Source organism: Miniphocaeibacter sp. (genome assembly GCF_049276255.1).
In the GTDB taxonomy this organism is placed as follows: domain Bacteria; phylum Bacillota; class Clostridia; order Tissierellales; family Peptoniphilaceae; genus Miniphocaeibacter.
The window spans coordinates 1-19,823 of record NZ_JBASWB010000001.1 but is presented as its reverse complement, the minus strand read 5'-3'; the positions used below and the strand labels follow the sequence as shown (position 1 = coordinate 19,823).

The 19,823-nt window shown below is 29.3% G+C and carries 17 protein-coding genes and 1 other annotated feature; of the genes, 3 read left to right on the top strand and 14 right to left on the bottom strand.

Going from position 1 to position 19,823, the window contains the following annotated elements:
* Positions 1-7: 7 nt before the first annotated feature.
* From mtnA to WAO56_RS00030, 12 genes are all read right to left on the bottom strand, one after another.
* On the bottom strand, positions 8-1,057 hold the full coding sequence (gene mtnA, locus WAO56_RS00085; RefSeq protein WP_422142818.1) for an S-methyl-5-thioribose-1-phosphate isomerase: 1,050 nt from the start codon (positions 1,055-1,057) through the stop codon (positions 8-10).
* A 9-nt stretch (positions 1,058-1,066) separates the two neighbouring features.
* Complete coding sequence (locus WAO56_RS00080) at positions 1,067-1,996, bottom strand: MDR/zinc-dependent alcohol dehydrogenase-like family protein (protein WP_422142817.1); 930 nt, start codon at positions 1,994-1,996, stop codon at positions 1,067-1,069.
* A complete protein-coding gene (locus tag WAO56_RS00075) occupies positions 1,997-2,830 on the bottom strand; it encodes a purine-nucleoside phosphorylase (RefSeq protein ID WP_422142816.1) in 834 nt (277 codons plus the stop codon). It lies immediately after the preceding gene.
* Between the two features lie 131 nt (positions 2,831-2,961).
* Positions 2,962-3,531 (bottom strand): MarR family winged helix-turn-helix transcriptional regulator, encoded by a 570-nt coding sequence (locus tag WAO56_RS00070; protein WP_422142815.1) that lies wholly within the window; start codon positions 3,529-3,531, stop codon positions 2,962-2,964.
* An 85-nt stretch (positions 3,532-3,616) separates the two neighbouring features.
* Positions 3,617-4,813, bottom strand: coding sequence for a MalY/PatB family protein (locus WAO56_RS00065; protein ID WP_422142814.1), 1,197 nt, complete (start codon positions 4,811-4,813; stop codon positions 3,617-3,619).
* Positions 4,803-5,780, bottom strand: coding sequence for a D-cysteine desulfhydrase family protein (locus WAO56_RS00060; RefSeq protein ID WP_422142813.1), 978 nt, complete (start codon positions 5,778-5,780; stop codon positions 4,803-4,805). Before WAO56_RS00060 ends, WAO56_RS00065 begins: the two co-directional genes overlap by 11 nt.
* Positions 5,781-5,787: 7 nt before the next feature.
* Positions 5,788-7,035, bottom strand: coding sequence for a dicarboxylate/amino acid:cation symporter (locus WAO56_RS00055; RefSeq protein WP_422142812.1), 1,248 nt, complete (start codon positions 7,033-7,035; stop codon positions 5,788-5,790).
* 163 nt (positions 7,036-7,198) lie between these two features.
* Positions 7,199-7,972, bottom strand: a complete 774-nt coding sequence (locus WAO56_RS00050) for an ABC transporter ATP-binding protein (RefSeq protein ID WP_422142811.1) — start codon at positions 7,970-7,972, stop codon at positions 7,199-7,201.
* A complete protein-coding gene (locus WAO56_RS00045) occupies positions 7,972-8,850 on the bottom strand; it encodes an ABC transporter permease (RefSeq protein ID WP_422142810.1) in 879 nt (292 codons plus the stop codon). Before WAO56_RS00045 ends, WAO56_RS00050 begins: the two co-directional genes overlap by 1 nt.
* 22 nt (positions 8,851-8,872) lie before the next feature.
* Positions 8,873-9,907: an ABC transporter substrate-binding protein gene (locus tag WAO56_RS00040; RefSeq protein ID WP_422142809.1), complete on the bottom strand. Its 1,035-nt coding sequence runs from the start codon at positions 9,905-9,907 to the stop codon at positions 8,873-8,875.
* Between the two features lie 253 nt (positions 9,908-10,160).
* Complete coding sequence (locus WAO56_RS00035; protein WP_422142808.1) at positions 10,161-11,177, bottom strand: ABC transporter substrate-binding protein; 1,017 nt, start codon at positions 11,175-11,177, stop codon at positions 10,161-10,163.
* A 124-nt stretch (positions 11,178-11,301) separates the two neighbouring features.
* Positions 11,302-11,510 (bottom strand) — a binding site (T-box leader).
* Positions 11,511-11,570: 60 nt separating this feature from the next.
* A complete protein-coding gene (locus tag WAO56_RS00030; RefSeq protein WP_422142807.1) occupies positions 11,571-11,987 on the bottom strand; it encodes a HutP family protein in 417 nt (138 codons plus the stop codon).
* Positions 11,988-12,199: 212 nt separating this feature from the next.
* Here WAO56_RS00030 and WAO56_RS00025 point away from each other — a divergent pair, with 212 nt between their 5' ends.
* From WAO56_RS00025 to WAO56_RS00015, 3 genes are read left to right on the top strand one after another with little or no spacing between them, the layout of a single operon-like run.
* Positions 12,200-13,414 carry a homoserine dehydrogenase gene (locus WAO56_RS00025; protein WP_422142806.1) on the top strand — a complete coding sequence of 405 codons (1,215 nt, stop codon included), beginning with the start codon at positions 12,200-12,202 and terminating at the stop codon, positions 13,412-13,414.
* A gap of 35 nt (positions 13,415-13,449) precedes the next feature.
* Entirely contained in the window at positions 13,450-13,974 is a 525-nt protein-coding gene (locus tag WAO56_RS00020; protein WP_422142805.1) for a GNAT family N-acetyltransferase, read from the top strand.
* On the top strand, positions 13,958-14,266 hold the full coding sequence (locus WAO56_RS00015) for a thioredoxin family protein (RefSeq protein WP_422142804.1): 309 nt from the start codon (positions 13,958-13,960) through the stop codon (positions 14,264-14,266). The genes WAO56_RS00020 and WAO56_RS00015 overlap by 17 nt, the downstream gene beginning before the upstream one ends.
* A 107-nt stretch (positions 14,267-14,373) precedes the next feature.
* On the opposite strand, the gene WAO56_RS00010 is transcribed toward WAO56_RS00015, so the two are convergent.
* Together WAO56_RS00010 and WAO56_RS00005 are read right to left on the bottom strand one after the other, a co-directional pair.
* Positions 14,374-15,837, bottom strand: coding sequence for a GNAT family N-acetyltransferase (locus tag WAO56_RS00010; RefSeq protein ID WP_422146171.1), 1,464 nt, complete (start codon positions 15,835-15,837; stop codon positions 14,374-14,376).
* 115 nt (positions 15,838-15,952) lie between these two features.
* The gene (locus WAO56_RS00005) at positions 15,953-19,741 is read right to left on the bottom strand and encodes a cell wall-binding repeat-containing protein (RefSeq protein ID WP_422146170.1); all 3,789 of its coding nucleotides are present in this window, start codon (positions 19,739-19,741) and stop codon (positions 15,953-15,955) included.
* Positions 19,742-19,823: the final 82 nt, after the last annotated feature.

The window sequence follows — 19,823 nt, the reverse complement described above, 5'->3', positions numbered from 1 at the left end:
TTTCCTCCTATTTTTTTGTTATTTTAAGCAGACTCTCTTTAAAAGGTGGTCTACATATACCTTTTTCAGTAATTATAGCTGTAATTAAACTATGGTCTGTTACATCAAAAGCAGGATTATATGTATTAACCTCTTTTGGTGCCATAGGTTTTTCATAGAATTTTTCCTTTATTTCATTACCATCTCTTAATTCTATTCTAATATCATTACCTGTTTTACAGGTCATGTCTAAAGTTGAAGTTGGACCAAGGACATAAAATGGTATTCCATAATATTTAGCTAAAATAGCAACTCCACTTGTTCCTATTTTGTTTGCTACATCACCATTAGCAGCTATTCTGTCACACCCTACTAAACAAGCATTTACCCAACCATTTTTCATAACAATACTTGCCATATTATCGCAAATTAATGTTACATCAACATCTGCCTTATCCAGTTCATAGGAAGTTAGTCTTGCTCCTTGTAAAAGAGGTCTGGTTTCATCAGCAAAAACCCTAAAGTTATAACCTTTTTCCTGACCGAGTAGAATTGGTCCTAGTGCAGTTCCATATAATGATGTAGCCATTGGTCCTGCATTACAATGTGTTAAAATTCCATCTTCTTTTTCTAGTAATGACAAGCCTAATTCCGATATTTGCCTACACATTTCTATATCTTCTTCTTGGATTTCAACTGCCTCTTTTTCAAGTAGATTTACAATTTCATCAATAGGTTTGTTACTATTATTAATTACAACTTTTTCCATTCTTTCCAAGGCCCAGGAAAGATTAACAGCTGTAGGTCTTGATGAGTTTAAATATTCTTTACTCTCTTTAAAAACTCTTAAAAACTCATTATAATCGTCTGTTTTTATGTTTTTAGCTAAAATATATATTGAATAGGCGGCACAAATACCTATAGCTGGTGCTCCTCGTACCTTTAATTCAAATATAGCATCATACATTTCTTTAGCTGTTTTCAATTCTATATATATTTCTTCATTTGGTATTTTCGTTTGATCCAATATTACAACTGCTGATTTATTCTCATTTAAATTCACATTTGTTGGTTTCATATTCCATCCTTAATTAATTCTAAATCCAATTTTAAATTCTTTTGATTTAAAGGCTTCTTCAAATTCTTCTAACTTAAAAAATTCAATATTAGGAAAATCTACATATCCTTTTTCCAATAGCGATAAAGCCGGTTTAAACGGACCACACCTACTTCCTTTAATTGTAATTTCATTTACTACAAAATAGCTTAAGTCAATATTTACTTTGTCAGCGTAGGTGCTTTTTACAACTATAATCCCTTGTTTTCTAGTAATTTTTTTAGCTGTATCAAATCCTGATGGACTACCTGTTGCCTCTATAACTATTTCATAGCTATCGTCTGTACTAGTTGTAGTTTTTGCAAAGGTTTTAAAGTTTTCTAACTTGTCACTATGTTTTCCAATTATAGTTAAATCAGCTCCTGTTAGAGCAACTACCTGAGAAATCATAAATGATAATCTACCATCACCTATTACTGCAACCTTAGTACTTGGTTTAATATGAACCTGATCCAATATTTCAATTGCAGCTGCTAACGGTTCTGTAAACAAGGCTTTTTCACTTGGTAAGTCATCTGGAATCCTATGTAGTAATCTTGTATCCCAGGTTAAATACTCTGTAAAAACTCCGTCATGGTTATCAATACCTATAACTTCTCGAGTTAAACAATGTTTCTCCCTATTAGTAGTGCAGTAAATACAATTTCCACAACCTCTATTTATGTCGCCTACTACTCTTTTTCCAATTAAGGATTTATCATTTGAATCTTCTACTACTCCTACAAATTCATGTCCTAATATTCCTTTAAAGTTTGGCTTATACCCCTTCATTATTTCTTTGTCAGTATTACAAATTCCCGCTACTTCAATTCTTATTAAAGATTCATTTTCTTTTCTTATTGGCTTACTGTAGTTTTCTACATAGGATAATTTTTCACCATTATAATATAAGGCTTTCAATTATTTATCACTTCCAATCTTAATAATAGAATCTGTAACTAATTTTTTGAAAAGTGGAGCAACTTTATCAGCAGTTTCGGCTACATCTTCATGTGTTAATGGTGTTTCCGATATTCCAGCAGCCATATTTGTAATACATGAAATACCACAAATTTCCATTCCCATATGTTTAGCAGCTATAGCTTCACATGCGGTGCTCATTCCAACTGCATCAGCTCCTAAAATATTACACATTTTAATTTCAGCAGGACTTTCAAAATTTGGTCCTGTTAATTGAAGATACACTCCTTTTTGAACTTTAATATTGTTTTCAAAAGCAGCTTCTTCTATTTTCTTAATTAAGTCCTTACTATAAATTTCAGACATATCAGGAAATCTTGTTCCCAATTCCTCTATGTTTTCTCCAATTAACGGAGATGGAACAAATGAACCTATTTGGTCATTAATTATCATAAAATCTCCTACTTGGAAATTTTTTTTTACTCCACCTGTGGCATTTGTTAAAAATAGTATCTTGGCACCCATTTTATTCATTAATCTAATTGGTAATACAACTTCTTCCATTGTATATCCTTCATAATAATGTACTCGACCTTGCATAATAACCAGTGGTATATTATTTATATACCCAAAAACAAACCTACCCTTATGTCCCAATACTGTTGAAGTAGGAAAACCCTCAATATCTCTATAGTCTATAGTTGTTTTAATTTCTATTGTATCAGCAAAATCCCCTAGTCCTGAACCTAATATTAAAGCTATTTTAGGCTCAAAAGGAACTTTTTCCTTAATACTATTATATGTTTGTTCTAACCTTGCATATTGTTTTGTCATTGTTCCCTCCTTATATCTTTATTTAGATTTTACCAAGTAAAAAACATCATTACAACTTATATATTATACAGAAGTTTTTTCTTTTATAACAAAAAAGAGATTATCTTCTAATAATCTCATAAGTACGTATTTTATTCTTTCTCACTTAAAATAATATTCGAATATTCCTGTAACATCATTCTCATTTTTACTATATCAGCAAAGGAGAACTTCTCCATTAATTTTTTATTTGTCGTAATTATAGATTTAATATCGTATTTTTTATGTCTTAAATCAAAATCCTTTCCTTTTTTTGTTACATAAAGATTATAATACTTTCTATTTTCAGAATTTAATTCCCTATAAATTAAATCATTTTTTTCTAAGCTTGTTAATCTTTGAGAAATAAAGGCAGGAGTTTTATCCCATTTTTTAGCAAGTACATTTGCTGTTATACCTGGATTATCAGCAATATCTGTAATTAAATGGGCTTCTAGCATAGACAAATTCATATTTGTTCCATAATCTTTTGACTTGTAAATATATTTGTAGTAATTAATTACAAATTCATATACATAATCATTAAACTTATCTAAAACTTCATATAATTTTTTTAATTCATCTTCTTCTAGTTCATCAATATTAATCTTTTCTAATCTATTAATGTCGATTTGTTCTATTTTTTCTAATTTTTTAATATAGTCCCTATCCGTTGTTGTCAATACCCTTACCCCCTAATAAATAAAAATGCAAAATAGTATCTACTATCTATTAATTTTAACAGATTGTAGATACTATTAACACTTACTATTTATCTAAATTATAGTATTCTTTTAAATAGATTTTAACTCTTTCCAAGTTTTCTAAAAGTTTTTTAGTTGGCAAACCAGTATTAATTCTAATAAAGTTTTCACCATTATCTCCAAAAGATAAACCATCACTTGCAAAGAAATTACATTGGGTATCTAAAAAGCTCATAAATTTTCCATGTTCTTTTTCTAAATTTTCAAAATTAACCCATACTAAAAAGCTTGCATCAGGTTTCATAACTTTAAAGTTATTTCCATAACTTTCAAAAAATTCTATTATAAGGTTATTATTTTTATCAATTACTTGCTTTACTTCTTCTAGCCAGTCCAATGCATTATCATATGCAGATTTAGTTGCAACTAAGCCCAAAACATTAGCTCTTTCTATACCAATATCTTCATTGCATTTAACAAATTTATTTCTTATATTTTCATTTTTAATAAATATATTTGAACATTGTAAACCTGCAATATTAAAAGTTTTAGAAGCAGCTGTACAAACTATTGCTCTATCACCTATAGTATCGCTAACTCTTCCCATAATTATATGTTCTTTATTATTGAAAATAAGATCTGCGTGAATTTCGTCTGAAACAATTAATAAATCATTTTTTTCAACTATTTCAACTACTTTTGTTAATTCTTCTTTTGTCCATACTACTCCACCTGGGTTATGTGGACTACAGAATAATACTAATTTCACTTCAGATTTTGAAGCTAATTCATTAAATTTATCGAAATCTATTTTATATTCATTATTATCATATATTAAAGGGCATTCTAATATTTTTCTTCCTTGTCCTTCTATTACATCATAAAATGGATGATATACAGGAGTAAAAATAATTACTTCATCTCCAACTTCTGTAAAAGCTCTTACTGAAGTTGCTAAAGCCGATACTATACCAGGAGTTGTTACTATCCATTCCTTTTCAGCTTCATAATTATGATAATCTTTAAAGAACTTTACTACAGATTCTAAATAGGAATCTACCGGTTTAGAATAACCTAAAGTTTGAGTTTTTACATAATCAGTTAAATCTTCTACAATTTCTGGAGCTGTTAAAAAATCCATATCCGCTACAGACATAGGAATTACTCCTTCTCCTATATTTGAACATCTAGAATCCATGTTTAACCATTTACTAGATCCTGTTTCTCTTCTTGTTAAATAACTTTCAAAATTATATTTCATTACTTTTTCTCCCCTTAGCAATTTCATAAATAATACTTCTTTGTTCTTTTGTCCATCCCATTAATCCACCTGTATGAATAAACAAAATATTATCTTCTTTTATATTGCCTTTTTCTATTTCTTTAATTAAGCCTCTAAAGGCCTTACCTGTATAACAAGGATCGAATACTACTCCTTCTTCACTAGCTATATCGTAGTAAAATTCCAATTCTTCCCTTGTTGCTACTGCATAACCTTCCCCTATATATGAATCATTTATATTTATTGTATCGTAAATTTTAATTTCATTATCTATAGTATTTAAAATATCTATTATTTTTTCTTTAAATTCTTCTTTAGAATTGTTAACAGAAAATCCTAGAATTTTCTTCTTGTTACCTGTCTTATAATTGCCATACCAAAGGCCAGCATAAGTTCCACCTGAGCCAACTGGAATAGAAATTAAGTCAAAATTAATATTCAATTTATTTTCTTGTTCTAGTATTTCATTATAGGTGTTTATATAACCATAAGTACCAATTGTGTTAGATGCACCTACAGGAATTTTATATACTTTTTTTCCTTTTTCAGTTAGTTTTCTAGCAATTTTTTCTAACTCCTCATCTACAGATGAATCTTCACTAACAAAATGTATATTTGCACCTAAAATATAGTCTAGAAATAAATTACCTTCAAAATCCTTAATACTTCCAGTAAGGACCAAGTGACATTCTAATCCAAGCCTTGCACAAACTGCTGCTGTTGCTCTACAATGATTTGATTGTAGAGCTCCAACAGTTACTATGCAATTACATTTATTATTTAAGGCTTCTGCAATGGAATATTCTAATTTACGTACCTTATTTCCAGATGTTTCAGTTCCGGTAAAATCATCTCTTTTTAAATATATATTTTTATTATATTTCTTACTTAGCTTTTCTAATTTTATTATTTCAGTTGGTAAATTAGCTAAATTAATTTTATCCATTTATTTTTTAAACTCCAGTTTTTCTTTTAATCCAATTTTTTCCTTCAACTAGTCTTGCTACCATCATTGAAGCAATACTATCTCCTGATGAATTTAACATTGTTGCTGCTGGGTCAACTAAAAATCCTATTGTAGCTACTATTGGGAAAGCTGCTGGTGGGAAATTAAATAAAGATACTATTAACATTTCTCCAACAAGTCCACCACCTGGTGCTCCTGATAAAACAAAAGCTGCCAAAATTGAAACTAGTATTGCCATTGCATAAGTAGAAAATCCTGTAAATGGCATTTGAAATATACCAAATAAAAAGCTGATTTTTACTATAGATGAAATAACTGAACCATCCATATGCATTGTTGCACCCATTGGTAATACGATATTACTAATATCCTCTGGTACACCTATTTTTTTACAAGTTTCTTTATTTACTGGTAATGCAGCCATTGAACTTTGTGTAGCAAATGCTGTAACAGCTGGGTTTATAATATTTTTCGCCATTCTTTTTACCCCGAGTTTTCCACCTGCAAAATAAGAGTAAATTGGGAACATTACAAACATATATATAAATACTAAAGGATAGTAGATTATTAAAACCCTTGCATAGTCTTGAATAAGCTCTGGACCTAGTTCACCTATTAAATTTGCAAAATATGCTCCTAATCCAATTGGAGCTAACATCATTATATATCCTACAATTTTCATTATAATATCATTTAAATTAACAAAAAACTTACCTACTGGACTTTGGTCTCCACCACATACTGACATTGCAAGTCCAAATAAAATAGCAAATACTATTAATGGTAACATATGCTCTTTATTTAATAACTCACCGAAGTTTTCTACGGTTAATGAAGTTACTAAAAGCTCAGCACCTGATTTAGCTTCTTGCATTTCTCCAACTGCCTCTGGTTGAATTCCTGTTCCTGCAGCTGGTGGGAAAATATTTACTGTAATAATTACAAATGCTGCTGCTATTAAACCAGTAACTATAAATACTAATACAGTTGAACCTAAAATTTTACCTAAACGTTTCATGTCAACCATACTACCTACTGCACTAGTTATGGAAACAAAAACCATTGGTACTACAATTGTAAACATTAGATTTAGGAATATATCCCCTAATGGTTTTAACACTGTAGCCTTCTCTCCAAAAATAAGTCCTATAATAGAACCAATTACTATTCCGCCTAAAAGTATTAACGGAAAAAACCTATCAAAAAAACTTTTTTTACTTGCACTTTCACTCATATGTATGACTCCTTTCAATTATAGTTAACTAAGTTAACTGTTAACCAAATTATATATTACTTATTTAAATATGTCAACGTTTTTTTATAACGTTTTCATATATCCACCTATTTACCCTCCTAAATAAAAAAAGTGTACTCTAAAGTACACTTTCCTACATAGTTTATTCAGTTCTTGTTTCCATTTCAATTATTTTATCTTGATAGATTTTATATAATTCTTCTTCTGTAATTTCTGAACTTTTCTTATCTAGAACAATTTTACCACGCTCTAACATAATTACCCTATCGGAATATTCTACAGCATCTCTCATATCGTGAGTAATCATAACAGTGGTTAATTTCTTATTCCTTATTAAATCAATGGTTTTATTCATTACCACTCTAGAAGTTTTAGGGTCAAGAGCAGCTGTATGTTCATCTAACAAAAGAATTTTTGGGTGTTTCATTGAGGCCATTAATAGGGACAAGGATTGTCTTTGACCACCTGAAAGTAAATCCACTCTACTATCTAACTTATTTTCCAAGCCTAAATCCAAGGTTTTTAACTGTTCTTTATAATATTCAATTCTATCTTTCTTAATAAGCTTTCTTAAAGTAAATTTTTCATTCTTTTTATCTGCTAAAGCCATATTCTCTAATATTGTTAAAGAGGGTGATACTCCCATTGAAGGATTCTGGTGAACTCTTCCTATATATTTTGATCTTTTTTCTTCCTTGTATTTACTAATATCTACACCATCAATTTCTATAGTACCTGCATCTGCCTCTAATGAGCCTGCTATTAAATTCATTAGTGTGGACTTACCACATCCATTTGAACCTATAATGGTAGTAGCTGTATTATCTTCAAAAGCTATTTCAAAGTCACGAAAAAGATTGTTTTCAAAGTCAGTACCTATATTAAAACTCTTATATAAATTCTTTATTTTTAACATTAAATTCGCTCCTTACTACGCTTTTTAATTTGCCAGTTTGCATATCCGTTGTTATAAGCTATAAACAATACTACAATAATACCTGTTACCATCTTAAAGTCTGATGGTTGTAGTCCTGCTTCTAATGCCAGTGCATTTATAGCCTTGTATATTATTGCTCCAATTAATACCCTAGTAGTTCCTCTTAAATTTCTATATCTAAATATAGTATCTCCTATAATTATTGAAGCTAAGGCAATAACTATAGTTCCTGGTCCCATTTGCATATCGGCAAACTTTTGGGATTGAGTTAATAAGGCACCTGATAATGCTACTAAACCATTAGATAACATTAATCCAATAATAATATACTTATTTGAAGATTCTCCTAATGATCTTACTAAAGATTTATTATCTCCTGTTGCTACAAGCATATATCCAGATTCCGTTTTCAAGAATCTGTCAACTAAAAATTTTACAATAGCAACAATAACAATCATTACTATTATTCTGTCTATATATTTATTTCCAAAAGAAAAATAATCGAAAATTACCTTTGAACCAGATAGCGGTACATTGGCCTTACCATTAATTCTTAAGTTAATAGAATATAAAATGGTCATATTTAAAATACCTGCTAGTAATGGTTTAATTTTTAGTCCTATACATAGTAAAGCAGCTAACAAGCCAGTTAATGTTCCCAATACAAAAGTACCAATAGTCCCTACAATAGGATCTATTCCCATTGTTGCTAATTTAGCAAATAATAAGGCTCCAAAAGGAAATGTACTATCAACAGATAAATCTGCAATATCCAACACTTTATAAGTAAGATAAACACCTATACCAAGTATTGTATAAATAAGTCCTTGTTCTATAGTAGTATAGATTAAATTCAAAAAAGCTCCCCCCAAAAATTTATTATTCAGCAGAAATTTCCGTTGCATCCTCAAATACTTTTAATTCTTCGTTTAAACCTAAAGCTTGTAATGTTTCAGCATTGTAATTTTTAATATAAGTTTTAGATTTCTCTACAGGAATATCCTTTGGAGACATTCCATCAACTAATATTTTTTTAGCCATTTCTGCTGTTTGTTTTCCTAATTCATAATAACTAATGCCATTTGATATTAGTATTCCACCTTGAACATGAGCTTCTTCAGCCCCTACTGTTACTAATTTATTTTCAATGGCAATTTCTGAAATAATAGAAATACTAGAAGCTATCATATTGTCTGTAATAGTATAAATTCCATCTAATTCCTTTACTTTTGACTGTAAGGCTTGTGTAACGTCGTTAATACTGTTAACCCCAATTTCTATTATTTTTATTCCTAATTCATCTTCTAATTCTTTAGCTTGTTCAATTTGAACTTCACTATTTCTTTCACTTGTATTATAAATAATTCCAATATTTTCTATAGAATCATCTATTTCTTTAAATATACTTAATTGTTCTTTCATTGGTGCTTCATCTAAAGTACCTGTTATATTTCCACCTGGTTTTTCATTTGATTCCACTAATTTTTCTTTCACTGCATCGGTAACTGCAGAGAAAAGTACTGGTGTTTTTTCCTCTGAATCAGCTGTTGCCTGTTGTGCTGCCTGTGTAGTCGGAGTAGCAATAGAATATATTAAATCTACCTTATCTCCTACGTACTTTTGAACAATTTGTGAAGCAACACTTTGATCTTGCTGAGCATTGCTATAATTGATTTTTGCACTTACACCTAACTCGTCTAAACCATCAATAAAGCCTTCTCTTGCAGAGTCCAATGCCGGATGTTCAGCTAATTGTGCAATTCCTATTGTAAATTCTGCATCCTTAGTATTTATTTCTTTTTCATCGACTTTTATACCTGTTGTTGTAGTAGTCTTACTATTATTATTTGAGCACCCAATAACTGTAAACATCAATAATATTAACAGCAAACCAAATTTAAAAATTTTCTTCATTTTTTATTCCCCCTATTTTTCATGTGATTTAGTGGGAATAGTGCAAAACTTAGAAAAGCTTCTATAATATTTATTAAAATATTTAATTAAAAACAAAAACAAAGTCCCTTATGCACAACAAGCACAAGGGACTGAAACTTTTCTATTTCCCTACTTTGCTACTATCCTACATAATTAAAATCATTTAAAATTCTACTATTCTACAATGCTACATTAATACTACTATTTTACTTTTAAAATAAAATAAAGTCAACTATTTGACAAATTCTGCATTTTCGAAAATTGGTAAATTTTTATCTAATCCTAATTTTTCCAAAGTAGTTTCATTTACTTTCATAGTCTTAGTTTTTCCTAATTCTACTGGTATTGTTCCTGGATCTGTTCCATCGACTAAAATAGCCTTGGCTTTTTCAGCAGCTTGTTTACCCATGTCATAGAATTTTGAACCATTACTTAAAAGTATACCACCATCTACTTGTGATTCTTCTGCACAAATAGATATCATTTTTTTCTCTATAAGAGCCTCATTAACTAATTCTACTGAGTTTGCTACCATATTATCTGAAACAACATAAAGTGCATCTATATCTGATAATAGTGTTTGTAATGATTGTGCCATATCATTTATACTATTTATTCCTGTAGTTTTAACTTCTAAACCTACTTCTGGAGCAATTTTTTCAACTTGTTCTACCTGTGTTGTACTATTTTGTTCACTGGTGTTATATATAATTCCAATTGTTTTTATTTCCGGATCTAATTCTTTAAATAATTCCAATTGAGCTTTTACATCTGCAGCATCTAAAACACCTGTAACTTTTACTCCCGGCTTTTCATGATCTTTCATAAGTCCAGCATCAACAGCATCTGTTACTGCTGAGAAAACTATTGGTATATCTGCTGAAGCCTTAGTAACTGCTTGTGCTGAAGATTGAGTTGCTTGAGTTCCTATAGAGAAAATCATATCCACCTTATCAGAAATAAATTTTTCTGCAATTTGAGAAGCTACTCCCATATCTCCTTGTGCATTTTTTTCTTCAAATTTAGCATCTACTCCCAACTCTTTTAAGCCATCTTTAAATCCTTCTCTAGCACTGTCTAAAGCTTGATGATCCAGTAATTGATTTATTCCTATAGTAAATTCAGCTTTAGTGTCTGAAGTTTTATCTGTAGCTGCTTTATCTGTTTCCTTTCCGTTGTCCTTACTACAACCTGTTAATAACAACGATGTTACTACTCCTATTGCCAATAATTTCTTTAAAATTTTCATACCCCAATCCCTCCGTAATATATATCTTTTAATTATTTTTTCATTATAAAGTGCTACCCTACCATATTTGTAATGATTAAATACTTGTCTTATAAATTTAGGTAATAAAAAAAGCCTTCATCCCAAAAGGGACGAAAGCTATATTCCGCGGTACCACCCAAATTATGATTAAAATCATCACTTGCAATTCTTTAACGGGAACCTCCGAGTAAGACTACTTTAATTCACCTTACTAGCTCTAGAGTGAATCGTAAAAAAATCATTTATTGTCTCCCACCAAATGACAACTCTCTTAAAAACTCAATTTTTACTTTTCTCTATCTTTGCATTTATTCCTTATATCATAATATGACAACAAAAGTTTGTCAATATGTATTCTCTTGTCAATAATATTTAATTTATCGGTATAACTCTGTGTCCAAGTCCTATAGATAATTCATTAAGATGAAGTAAGCCAACTGAAATGAATATACAAACTGCAATATGGTCTTCCCCTCTTGCTATTCCAATTTTTCCACCTGCATTAAACCCAGAAGCTTTTTCTATTATTTGACTTAAAGCTTCTTTAGTTGCACCTAGTACAGCCCCATCATATACATGGTTATCTCCAACTAAATTATTTCTTTTAGCACTTACTAATGCAGATTCTAATACTTTAGGTATAGAATTTAATATATTTCCACCTATGTTTACTGCACATGATTTAATTCCTAAATTTCCAAATTCTTTTTTCAATTCCTTCTCTTCATTAAAATTTTCCGATAATGCTAATCTTATAGCAACTTTTGCAACTTCTTTACTAGTCTTCATATATTCACCTCAAAAAAAGTATAACATAAAAAAATTTTTATAATAATATATATTAAAATATATACTAATATTTAATAAAAAATTCAAATTTATTAGAAAATACAAAAATTATTTGGATATAATTTAAAAGAATAACTTTAGTTCCCTAAATATAATTGAATTTTAATTCAATAGCATATATAATTATATACAATAATTTACAGAGGTGAAATATGAAAAATATAGCAATACTAGGTTTTGGAACAGTTGGTCAAGGAGTATATGAAATACTACTAGAGCGTAGAGAGAAAATTAAAGAAATAATTAACCAAGATTTTTATATAAAAACTATCTTAGTTAACGACATTAACAAGGAAAGAAATATTGTTGATGGAATTACATTAACTAACGATTTCAATATAATTTTAAATGATCCTGAAATTGATATAGTAGTTGAACTAACAGGAGCTTTAGAAAAAGGATTTGAATATATATCTAAATCTTTAAAGGCTGGAAAAAATGTTGTAACTGCCAATAAGTCAGTAGTTTCTGCTTATTTTAAAGAGCTTCATTCAACTGCCCTTGAAAATAAGGTTAAATTCCTATACGAAGCTTCAGTTGGTGGTGGAATTCCAATAATAAAACCTTTAAGGGAAGAAATAATGTTAAATGACATAGAGTCCCTACAAGGAATATTAAATGGTACTTGTAACTACATTCTTTCAAGAATGTTTAAGGAAAAATTATCATATAAAGATATTTTAAAGGATGCCCAAGAATTAGGATATGCTGAAGCAGATCCAACTGATGATGTTGAAGGCTTAGATACAATGAGAAAACTAAGAATTTTAAGCTCTATAGCTTTTGGCGTTGATATTAGAGAAGAAAATATTGACACTTTTGGTATATCTACAATTGAATTATGCGATGTTGAATATTTAGAAAAAAACAAGTCTACAATTAAGCTTTTAGCAACTTCCACCTTTGATAAAAACAAGGGATATACAGCTTTTGTTGAGCCTACAATTGTTACAAATGACGATTATTTTTCAACAGTAAGCATGGCTTTTAACTCTATTTCTTTTGAAGGAAGCAATGTAGGACCTTTAAAATTCTATGGTGCTGGTGCAGGAAAGCTACCAACTGGTGATGCTGTTTGTAGAGATATTATCGACATTTTCCTAAATAATACAAGCATTGAAGATTTCCACTTAAAAGAATCTACAAGTTTAAATCATGAAATGAAAGGAAATTATTATTTAAGAACAGAAAAAAACGAAAATTTAATTTCTGATTTAAAAAATAGTAATAATTTAGAAACAACTGAAAATGTTGACAATAACAGTATTTTAATATTAAAAGACATCAGTAAATTTAATATTATTGATTTACTTAAAAAATATAATATTAATGAAAAAGAATATTTCCTAGCAAAAATTGGATATTAATAATATGGGTATAATGTACTTATAGGGGGTGCATTATGGTTGACCGTATAAAAATGAAACTTAATTTAACTGAAGGATATTACGAATCAAAGGAAGATGTTAATCAAGTTTTTTATGAAATGAGTGATGAGTTAGCTAATACAATGTACAAAGCATATTCTAATTCTGTGGATTTTGAAGGTGATACTTTAGAGGATTTTCAAGATGAAATAAGTAATGTTTTCAAAGGTCTTTACGGAGAGTTTATGCCCAATTTATCATCAGTTATAGAAAAAGATGATAAAATAATTGGCGGTTTGTTGCTTTGCATTTTTAAAGGTGAACCAACTATAACCTATTTATTTACAAATCCTGACTATCAAAGAAAAGATGTAGCAACTGTACTTTTAGAAAATACTTGCTATAAATTATTAAATGAAGGATTTAAATACCTATATCTTTATTTAAACCTAAACAATATACCTGCTTATAATTTATTTGATAAATTTGGCTTTAATGAAATAATATACGAAAAAAATAAAAGGAAAAATTTGGAGGACTATTATGAATATAACAACTGAAAATTTTCAACAGGAAGTTCTTGATTCGGATATTCCTGTAGTTATAGATTTTTGGAAAGAAGACTGTGTCCCTTGTGCTGCTTTATCACCAATTATTGATGAAATTGCAAAAGAAGCTGAAGGTTATAAAGTATATAAGGTAAATATTAAGGAAAATCTTGAATTAGCAAGAAAATATGTTATTTTTAGTGCACCAACTACAATGATATTCAAGGATGGAAAAATGGTAAAAGCTATTTCAGGATATCAAGAAAAAGAAACTATTGTTAATACAATAAAAGAATATTTATAATTTTTATATTTTTATAAAAGGTCTTGTTTTGGATATCTATATCCAAAACAAGACCTTTATTTTTTAATTAATAACTCCAATAGCCCTCTGATTACATACAAGAACTTCTAATGTGTTACTTCAATTATATTCATACTATCTGCTAAATGATTTTCTATTAAATCATATAAATTATGCCCTTGAATTTCTACAGATGAAATTAATTGGTCAAAACTTTCGTATACAAAATAATTATCAGCACTTTCGTCACAAAATACTAAATGTCCCATATAATCCCAAAAAATAGAATATTTGTGATGATTATATATTATTTCAATCTTATGGCCATTTTCTAATGCATTATAAAATTCATCAAAATTATAATTAGTTCTTAAATCCTTTGTAATTTCATAAAAATCATCTTTAAATACCGTGTATACCAATTCATCTAAAAACTCATCTATCTTATATACCTTTGATTTAAAATGAGCTTCCTTGTTAAAGCCTAAATTATTTAATAAATTATTTGTTTTTTCATCTAAATAATTTATACTAATTTCTACCCTTCTAGCATTTGATGTAGAAAATATATAATCCAATAAAATATGCCCAGCTTCTGTACCAAATCCATTTCCTTCATATTCACTAAAAATATTTATAAATATTCTAGCTGTTACATATTCTTTTTCTTTAAAATATAAATAACCAACTTGAGTATTGGTTTTTTTATCCATAATGGCAAAGAATTTATTTTTATTATTTTCTTCTCTAACCATAGCTTCAACTTGAGAAATATCTGAAATAAAAAGCCTATTAATATTATTTTCTATTTCCATACGAGAATCCCAAATAGTCTCAATATCATCATCATTTAAATCTCTTAAATAAATATTATCTCCTTCAACTACCTTTATATTATTTAATTCTTCTAAATTATTATATAATTGTACATCGCCAAAGGTTTTTATTTCCCCATTTAAATAAACAATTGCCCCCTCATTTCCAACAGAGTAGATTTTCTTCTTTCTATCAGCAAAATACCTTCTCATTGATTCCCTTTGTTCATAGGTATTTCTGTAATGAACCTCTATTTCAAAATCGTCTATAAATCCTAGTCCTTCATAATAACCATATTCGTAATAATCATCATCAGGTGTTAAATGATATTCCTTAAATTGAATCATTGCACCAGCTGAAGCACCCATAATAATTCCCTTATAATTTTTAATAGTATCTACAATATCAAACTCTTTTAATCTTTTCATTAACTTATCAGGGTATCCACCTTGAAAATATATAATATCTGCACTGTCTATTTTTCTTTTAGCTGTTTCCCGATTATCTAAAAAATAATTAAACCATTTAATATTTTCTTCAAAAATACCGTAATTAAGAAAGGGAGTAGTTAACTTATTGTAAGCTTCACCTTTCTGAAACTTATATTCTCTATCCCATTCCTTTGGAGTTTTAATATAATCCTCATGAAAAGAAAAAGGAATAATTAAAACAGACATTTTTCTATTAATATAATCCTTTAAGTAAAATTTAATAAAATCTTCATGGAAATTATCTAAATTTAATAATATATTCATAAAATTCTCCTTAATAAAATTTAAACAAACACACAATAGTTCTATACCCTATTTACAGGAACCAAAAAAGCACTAAAATAAATTAGTGCTTCTATATTTTATCATATATTACATTTTATCTGTTGCCAAGTATATATTCCATTGCAACATCTGATATATTGTTACTTCTAGACAATACTATTGGATATCCCTTCTTTGCTGCATATGGTGCCCCAACTATAGCATCTGGGAATACTTCTCCACTTGCTATTACTACATGTTTTGGTTTTACATATACTTGTTCTGCTACTAGTACAGATGTTTCGTACCTGTCAGCACCGGCTATTCTATTTACTTCTGCATATTTTCTAACTTCTTTTTCTACAGCTTCTGATACTGACTTACTTCCTCCACCTATTGTTACCTTAGTCAACTTCCAGTCCTCTATTGTTTTTGCTGTACTTGCTGGTAATTGTCCCGGTTTTGTTAATAGGATTGGCATATTTTTTTCTACACCCATAGATGTCATTGCAATTGCATCTGGGAAGTCTGTTCCGTCTACTAGTATTGCTTCTGTCTTACTAGCTGTTAAGTTTCTTACCTGGTTTCCTACAAGAATTGCTGTATCGTATCTATCTGGTCCACCAATTCTTTCTACAGTGTAGTTAGCTAGTTCTTTTTCTACCTTTTCAGATATAGAAGCATTTCCACCTATTAATATTACCTTAGTCGCTCCAAGTCTATTTATTTCAGCTTTTACTTCTGCTGGAATAGCATCTTTTCTTGTTAACATTATTGGTGCGTCAAGTTTATTTGCAAGTACTGTTGCTGTTAATTCATCTGTATATTTCTCTCCACTTGCTAGTAATACTATATTGGATTTGCTATATTCTTTTGCTACTGCTACTGATGTAGCGTAACGGTCTTTACCAGATAGTCTGTATTGTACAAAGTCCATTAATTGACTTTCTACTCTTTCAGTTAAGGTAGCTCTACCACCTACTAGGGTTATTTCCTTAATTGTTCCTGTTGGTCTTCCTGGTTTCGTTGGTTTTGTTGGTTCTGTAATATCTCCACCCTTTATACCAAAAATATCATAGGTTATACCATTATTTTGAATAGCCATATGCCTATCATAAAAGTTTTTCAAACTGCCTGTTTTAAAAGGACTATTAGAAATATCCCTATTCTGTCCATAGCTATTCAAAGAAATAACATCCTTGTTTTTAACAACATATTTGAAATTGCTATAATCTTGCTCTGGCTTGGCACCCTTATTCCAATATGTTTCTTGGAAACTTCTGCCTGCAACTTCTATTTCACCAATAATATCTTCTTCAGTTTTAGTTAGAATATTTTCATTGTAAGGATAAGCAGTTCTTAACCCTTGATCAACCTCTATAAAATAGTTCTTCTCAACTGAATTGTCGGTATTATTCAATGGTAGCAAATTATTAACTTGAATATAACTGGATTTATCTACTAAAACTGTATTATTTTCAATAAATGATTCTTTCGGACTTCCAACAAAACATATTTCTAATTTCTCATTATCATCAATTTCTTCACTACTAAAATATACTGCATTACTATTAATATTTGCATCTTTTGAGTAAGCTGCAAATAAGCCTACAGGTTGATTTACTTGATTCAATTGCTTAATAGGAAATTCACCTATTCTACCAAATACCAAAACAGTATTGTTATTTAGAGCCCCCGCAGTTATGTCTCCAACAAAACCACCAATTTTTAGATCATTAATAGCTCTTATTTCATTTACCTTTAAATCTCCTAAAATTTGAGTAGAAGAATCTTTTATAGTACCATTATTACTCTCAGCAAAACCTCCAAGATTTGTAATCCATAATCCTCCAGATAAATTAATATTGCCATTGATTAAAGTTGCACATCCATCTATATTTCCTTTGTTACTTCCTGCAAATCCACCAAAATTCAACATTGGTTGGGTTCCTTGTCCACCTGCTAGTGTAACATTTTGAACATAGCATTTTGAATTGGAAATAGTACCATTAATGATATTATTAGCAAAACCCGAAAATTTATTAATCCCATTTCCATTTTCTACTGCTACATTTCCTAGAAAAACTTCACAATTTTTTATATCGGTATCTTTTGCATTTCTAGTATAACCAGCAATATGATTATTTCCTATACCTTCTATATCAATATCACCAATATTTACAGTATTATTCTCACCTTTTGTCGATGTATTAGACCAACCACCTACGTAAACATAGGTAGGAGCTTTTGTAGATTTATCAACGCCGGAAATATTTCCAACTTTCACACTACTGTTACTTGTTCCAATGTCGTTAACAGTTGATCCAAATACTGAAAATTTATCCGAATTACTATTTTGTTTTTTTATAAAATTAATGTCTCCTATTTCAACATTAATTTTTTCACCATTTTTATTATATCCCCCATAGCCAGCTACTATAGACTCTTTAACTCCAGCAGCTGAGATATTGTCAATATTAACTTTATTTTCCGTTCCAGCCATATAGTAAGCCGCTCCGGCTATCTTTGCATTAGTTACAGAGTCAACATCAATACTTTTAGTTTTAAATACACCATTATCAACTCTTGGGACTTCCGGGAATTGTCCTGCTTTTCTAGGTACAATATCTTCCTCTGGAATGACATTTACAAAATCTTTTCTAACATCTTTAGGAATTATTGTTATTTGTGATGGACTTCCACCAAGATTTATATGTATCTCGTTTTTTACCCACTTATTTATTTTAATATTAAGACTTAAAAACCCGTTGTCTGTTACTATATCTTCCCCATGATTATTTAAGAAACCGACACTTGCTCCGCTGTAATAAGGTGTTCTTGAATTATATTGTTCACCAGTACTTTTTACTTCAATTCCACCTCTAATCTCTGATTTAACATTATTAGCTATAACAGGAATATCATTTACTGTAAGTCCACCAGCCAGTGCCCACTCAGCTTTAGCAATCATTTTTCCATCAACTATAACACTGGAATTATTCAATCTAGTGGGAGCCTCTTCTCCTCCACTATCTGTAAAAAGACCTTGGACTCCAACTAAACCACTATATTCTACATCTTCTCCAATGTTACCAGTAACATGAACATGGATGTTATTTAAGTCAAAACCATAACAATCAATTACAAAACCTGAAATATTCTTCCATACATCGCTTTTATCCGCAAGTATATTTCCATTTACAACAATATCTATATTATTAATAATACTTGAGCCTTCTTCGCTCTCATATACCTTACCTTTTAATCCTTCTGCAAAAGTATATTTCTCCACATCACCATTATATATAATCTTTAAATCACTAACATATGAAAAAGCTATGTCCCTAAATTCTTCACCATAACCACCACTTGGATATGTATTTCCACTTTCATAATTTTCTATAGTTCCAAATATACCTTTCGGAAGTTTACCATTTACTGTATTAATAACAATTTCAGCACTATCTCCGGTAATTCTACAACCTTTTACATTAAGTTTAGTACTTGGTAATTCATCAGAATTTATTTCAATTCTTCCTTTAATAACATATTCTTCATTGGTTACTGTTCCCTTATTAATAAAATCTATTAACTTTTCTTTTGAGTCAATTATATTATTGGTGTTAATATCATACCCTTGAACTCCTTCTTTTTGATTAATTTGATTTGCTAAAGGAACTATATCTGTTTTTATTTCTTCTAATAAAGTTTTTTCACTTACCTCTTCATTTGAATCTCTTTTAATATTGTTTATTTCTAGTTCTTTTTCTTCATAATGGGTTTCTGTAGACTTTTCATTTGCCTCCTGTTTAACTTCATTTGAAGCTAAAGCTATCGTATTTGAAAACATAATTGTTGTTGCTAATATTAAACCCAAATATTTTTTTATTTTTAATTTTCTCATATAGGATTCTCCCTTCTACTTAATTATCTCAATACTATCATCTATTGATTTATTGTTCAATATATTTAATTTCATCTATAGT

Bases quoted from the DNA above. Each gene is read 5' to 3' on its own strand.
- WAO56_RS00030 (WP_422142807.1), bottom strand. From the start codon at position 11,987: ATGAAGACTAGTAAAGAAGTTGCAAAAGTTGCTATAAGATTAGCATTA.
- WAO56_RS00025 (WP_422142806.1), top strand. From the start codon at position 12,200: ATGAAAAATATAGCAATACTAGGTTTTGGAACAGTTGGTCAAGGAGTA.
- WAO56_RS00075 (WP_422142816.1), bottom strand. From the start codon at position 2,830: ATGACAAAACAATATGCAAGGTTAGAACAAACATATAATAGTATTAAG.
- mtnA (WP_422142818.1), bottom strand. From the start codon at position 1,057: ATGAAACCAACAAATGTGAATTTAAATGAGAATAAATCAGCAGTTGTA.
- WAO56_RS00010 (WP_422146171.1), bottom strand. From the start codon at position 15,837: ATGAATATATTATTAAATTTAGATAATTTCCATGAAGATTTTATTAAA.
- WAO56_RS00035 (WP_422142808.1), bottom strand. From the start codon at position 11,177: ATGAAAATTTTAAAGAAATTATTGGCAATAGGAGTAGTAACATCGTTG.
- WAO56_RS00005 (WP_422146170.1), bottom strand. From the start codon at position 19,741: ATGAGAAAATTAAAAATAAAAAAATATTTGGGTTTAATATTAGCAACA.
- WAO56_RS00015 (WP_422142804.1), top strand. From the start codon at position 13,958: ATGAATATAACAACTGAAAATTTTCAACAGGAAGTTCTTGATTCGGAT.
- WAO56_RS00050 (WP_422142811.1), bottom strand. From the start codon at position 7,972: ATGTTAAAAATAAAGAATTTATATAAGAGTTTTAATATAGGTACTGAC.
- WAO56_RS00060 (WP_422142813.1), bottom strand. From the start codon at position 5,780: ATGGATAAAATTAATTTAGCTAATTTACCAACTGAAATAATAAAATTA.
- WAO56_RS00040 (WP_422142809.1), bottom strand. From the start codon at position 9,907: ATGAAGAAAATTTTTAAATTTGGTTTGCTGTTAATATTATTGATGTTT.
- WAO56_RS00055 (WP_422142812.1), bottom strand. From the start codon at position 7,035: ATGAGTGAAAGTGCAAGTAAAAAAAGTTTTTTTGATAGGTTTTTTCCG.
- WAO56_RS00020 (WP_422142805.1), top strand. From the start codon at position 13,450: ATGGTTGACCGTATAAAAATGAAACTTAATTTAACTGAAGGATATTAC.
- WAO56_RS00065 (WP_422142814.1), bottom strand. From the start codon at position 4,813: ATGAAATATAATTTTGAAAGTTATTTAACAAGAAGAGAAACAGGATCT.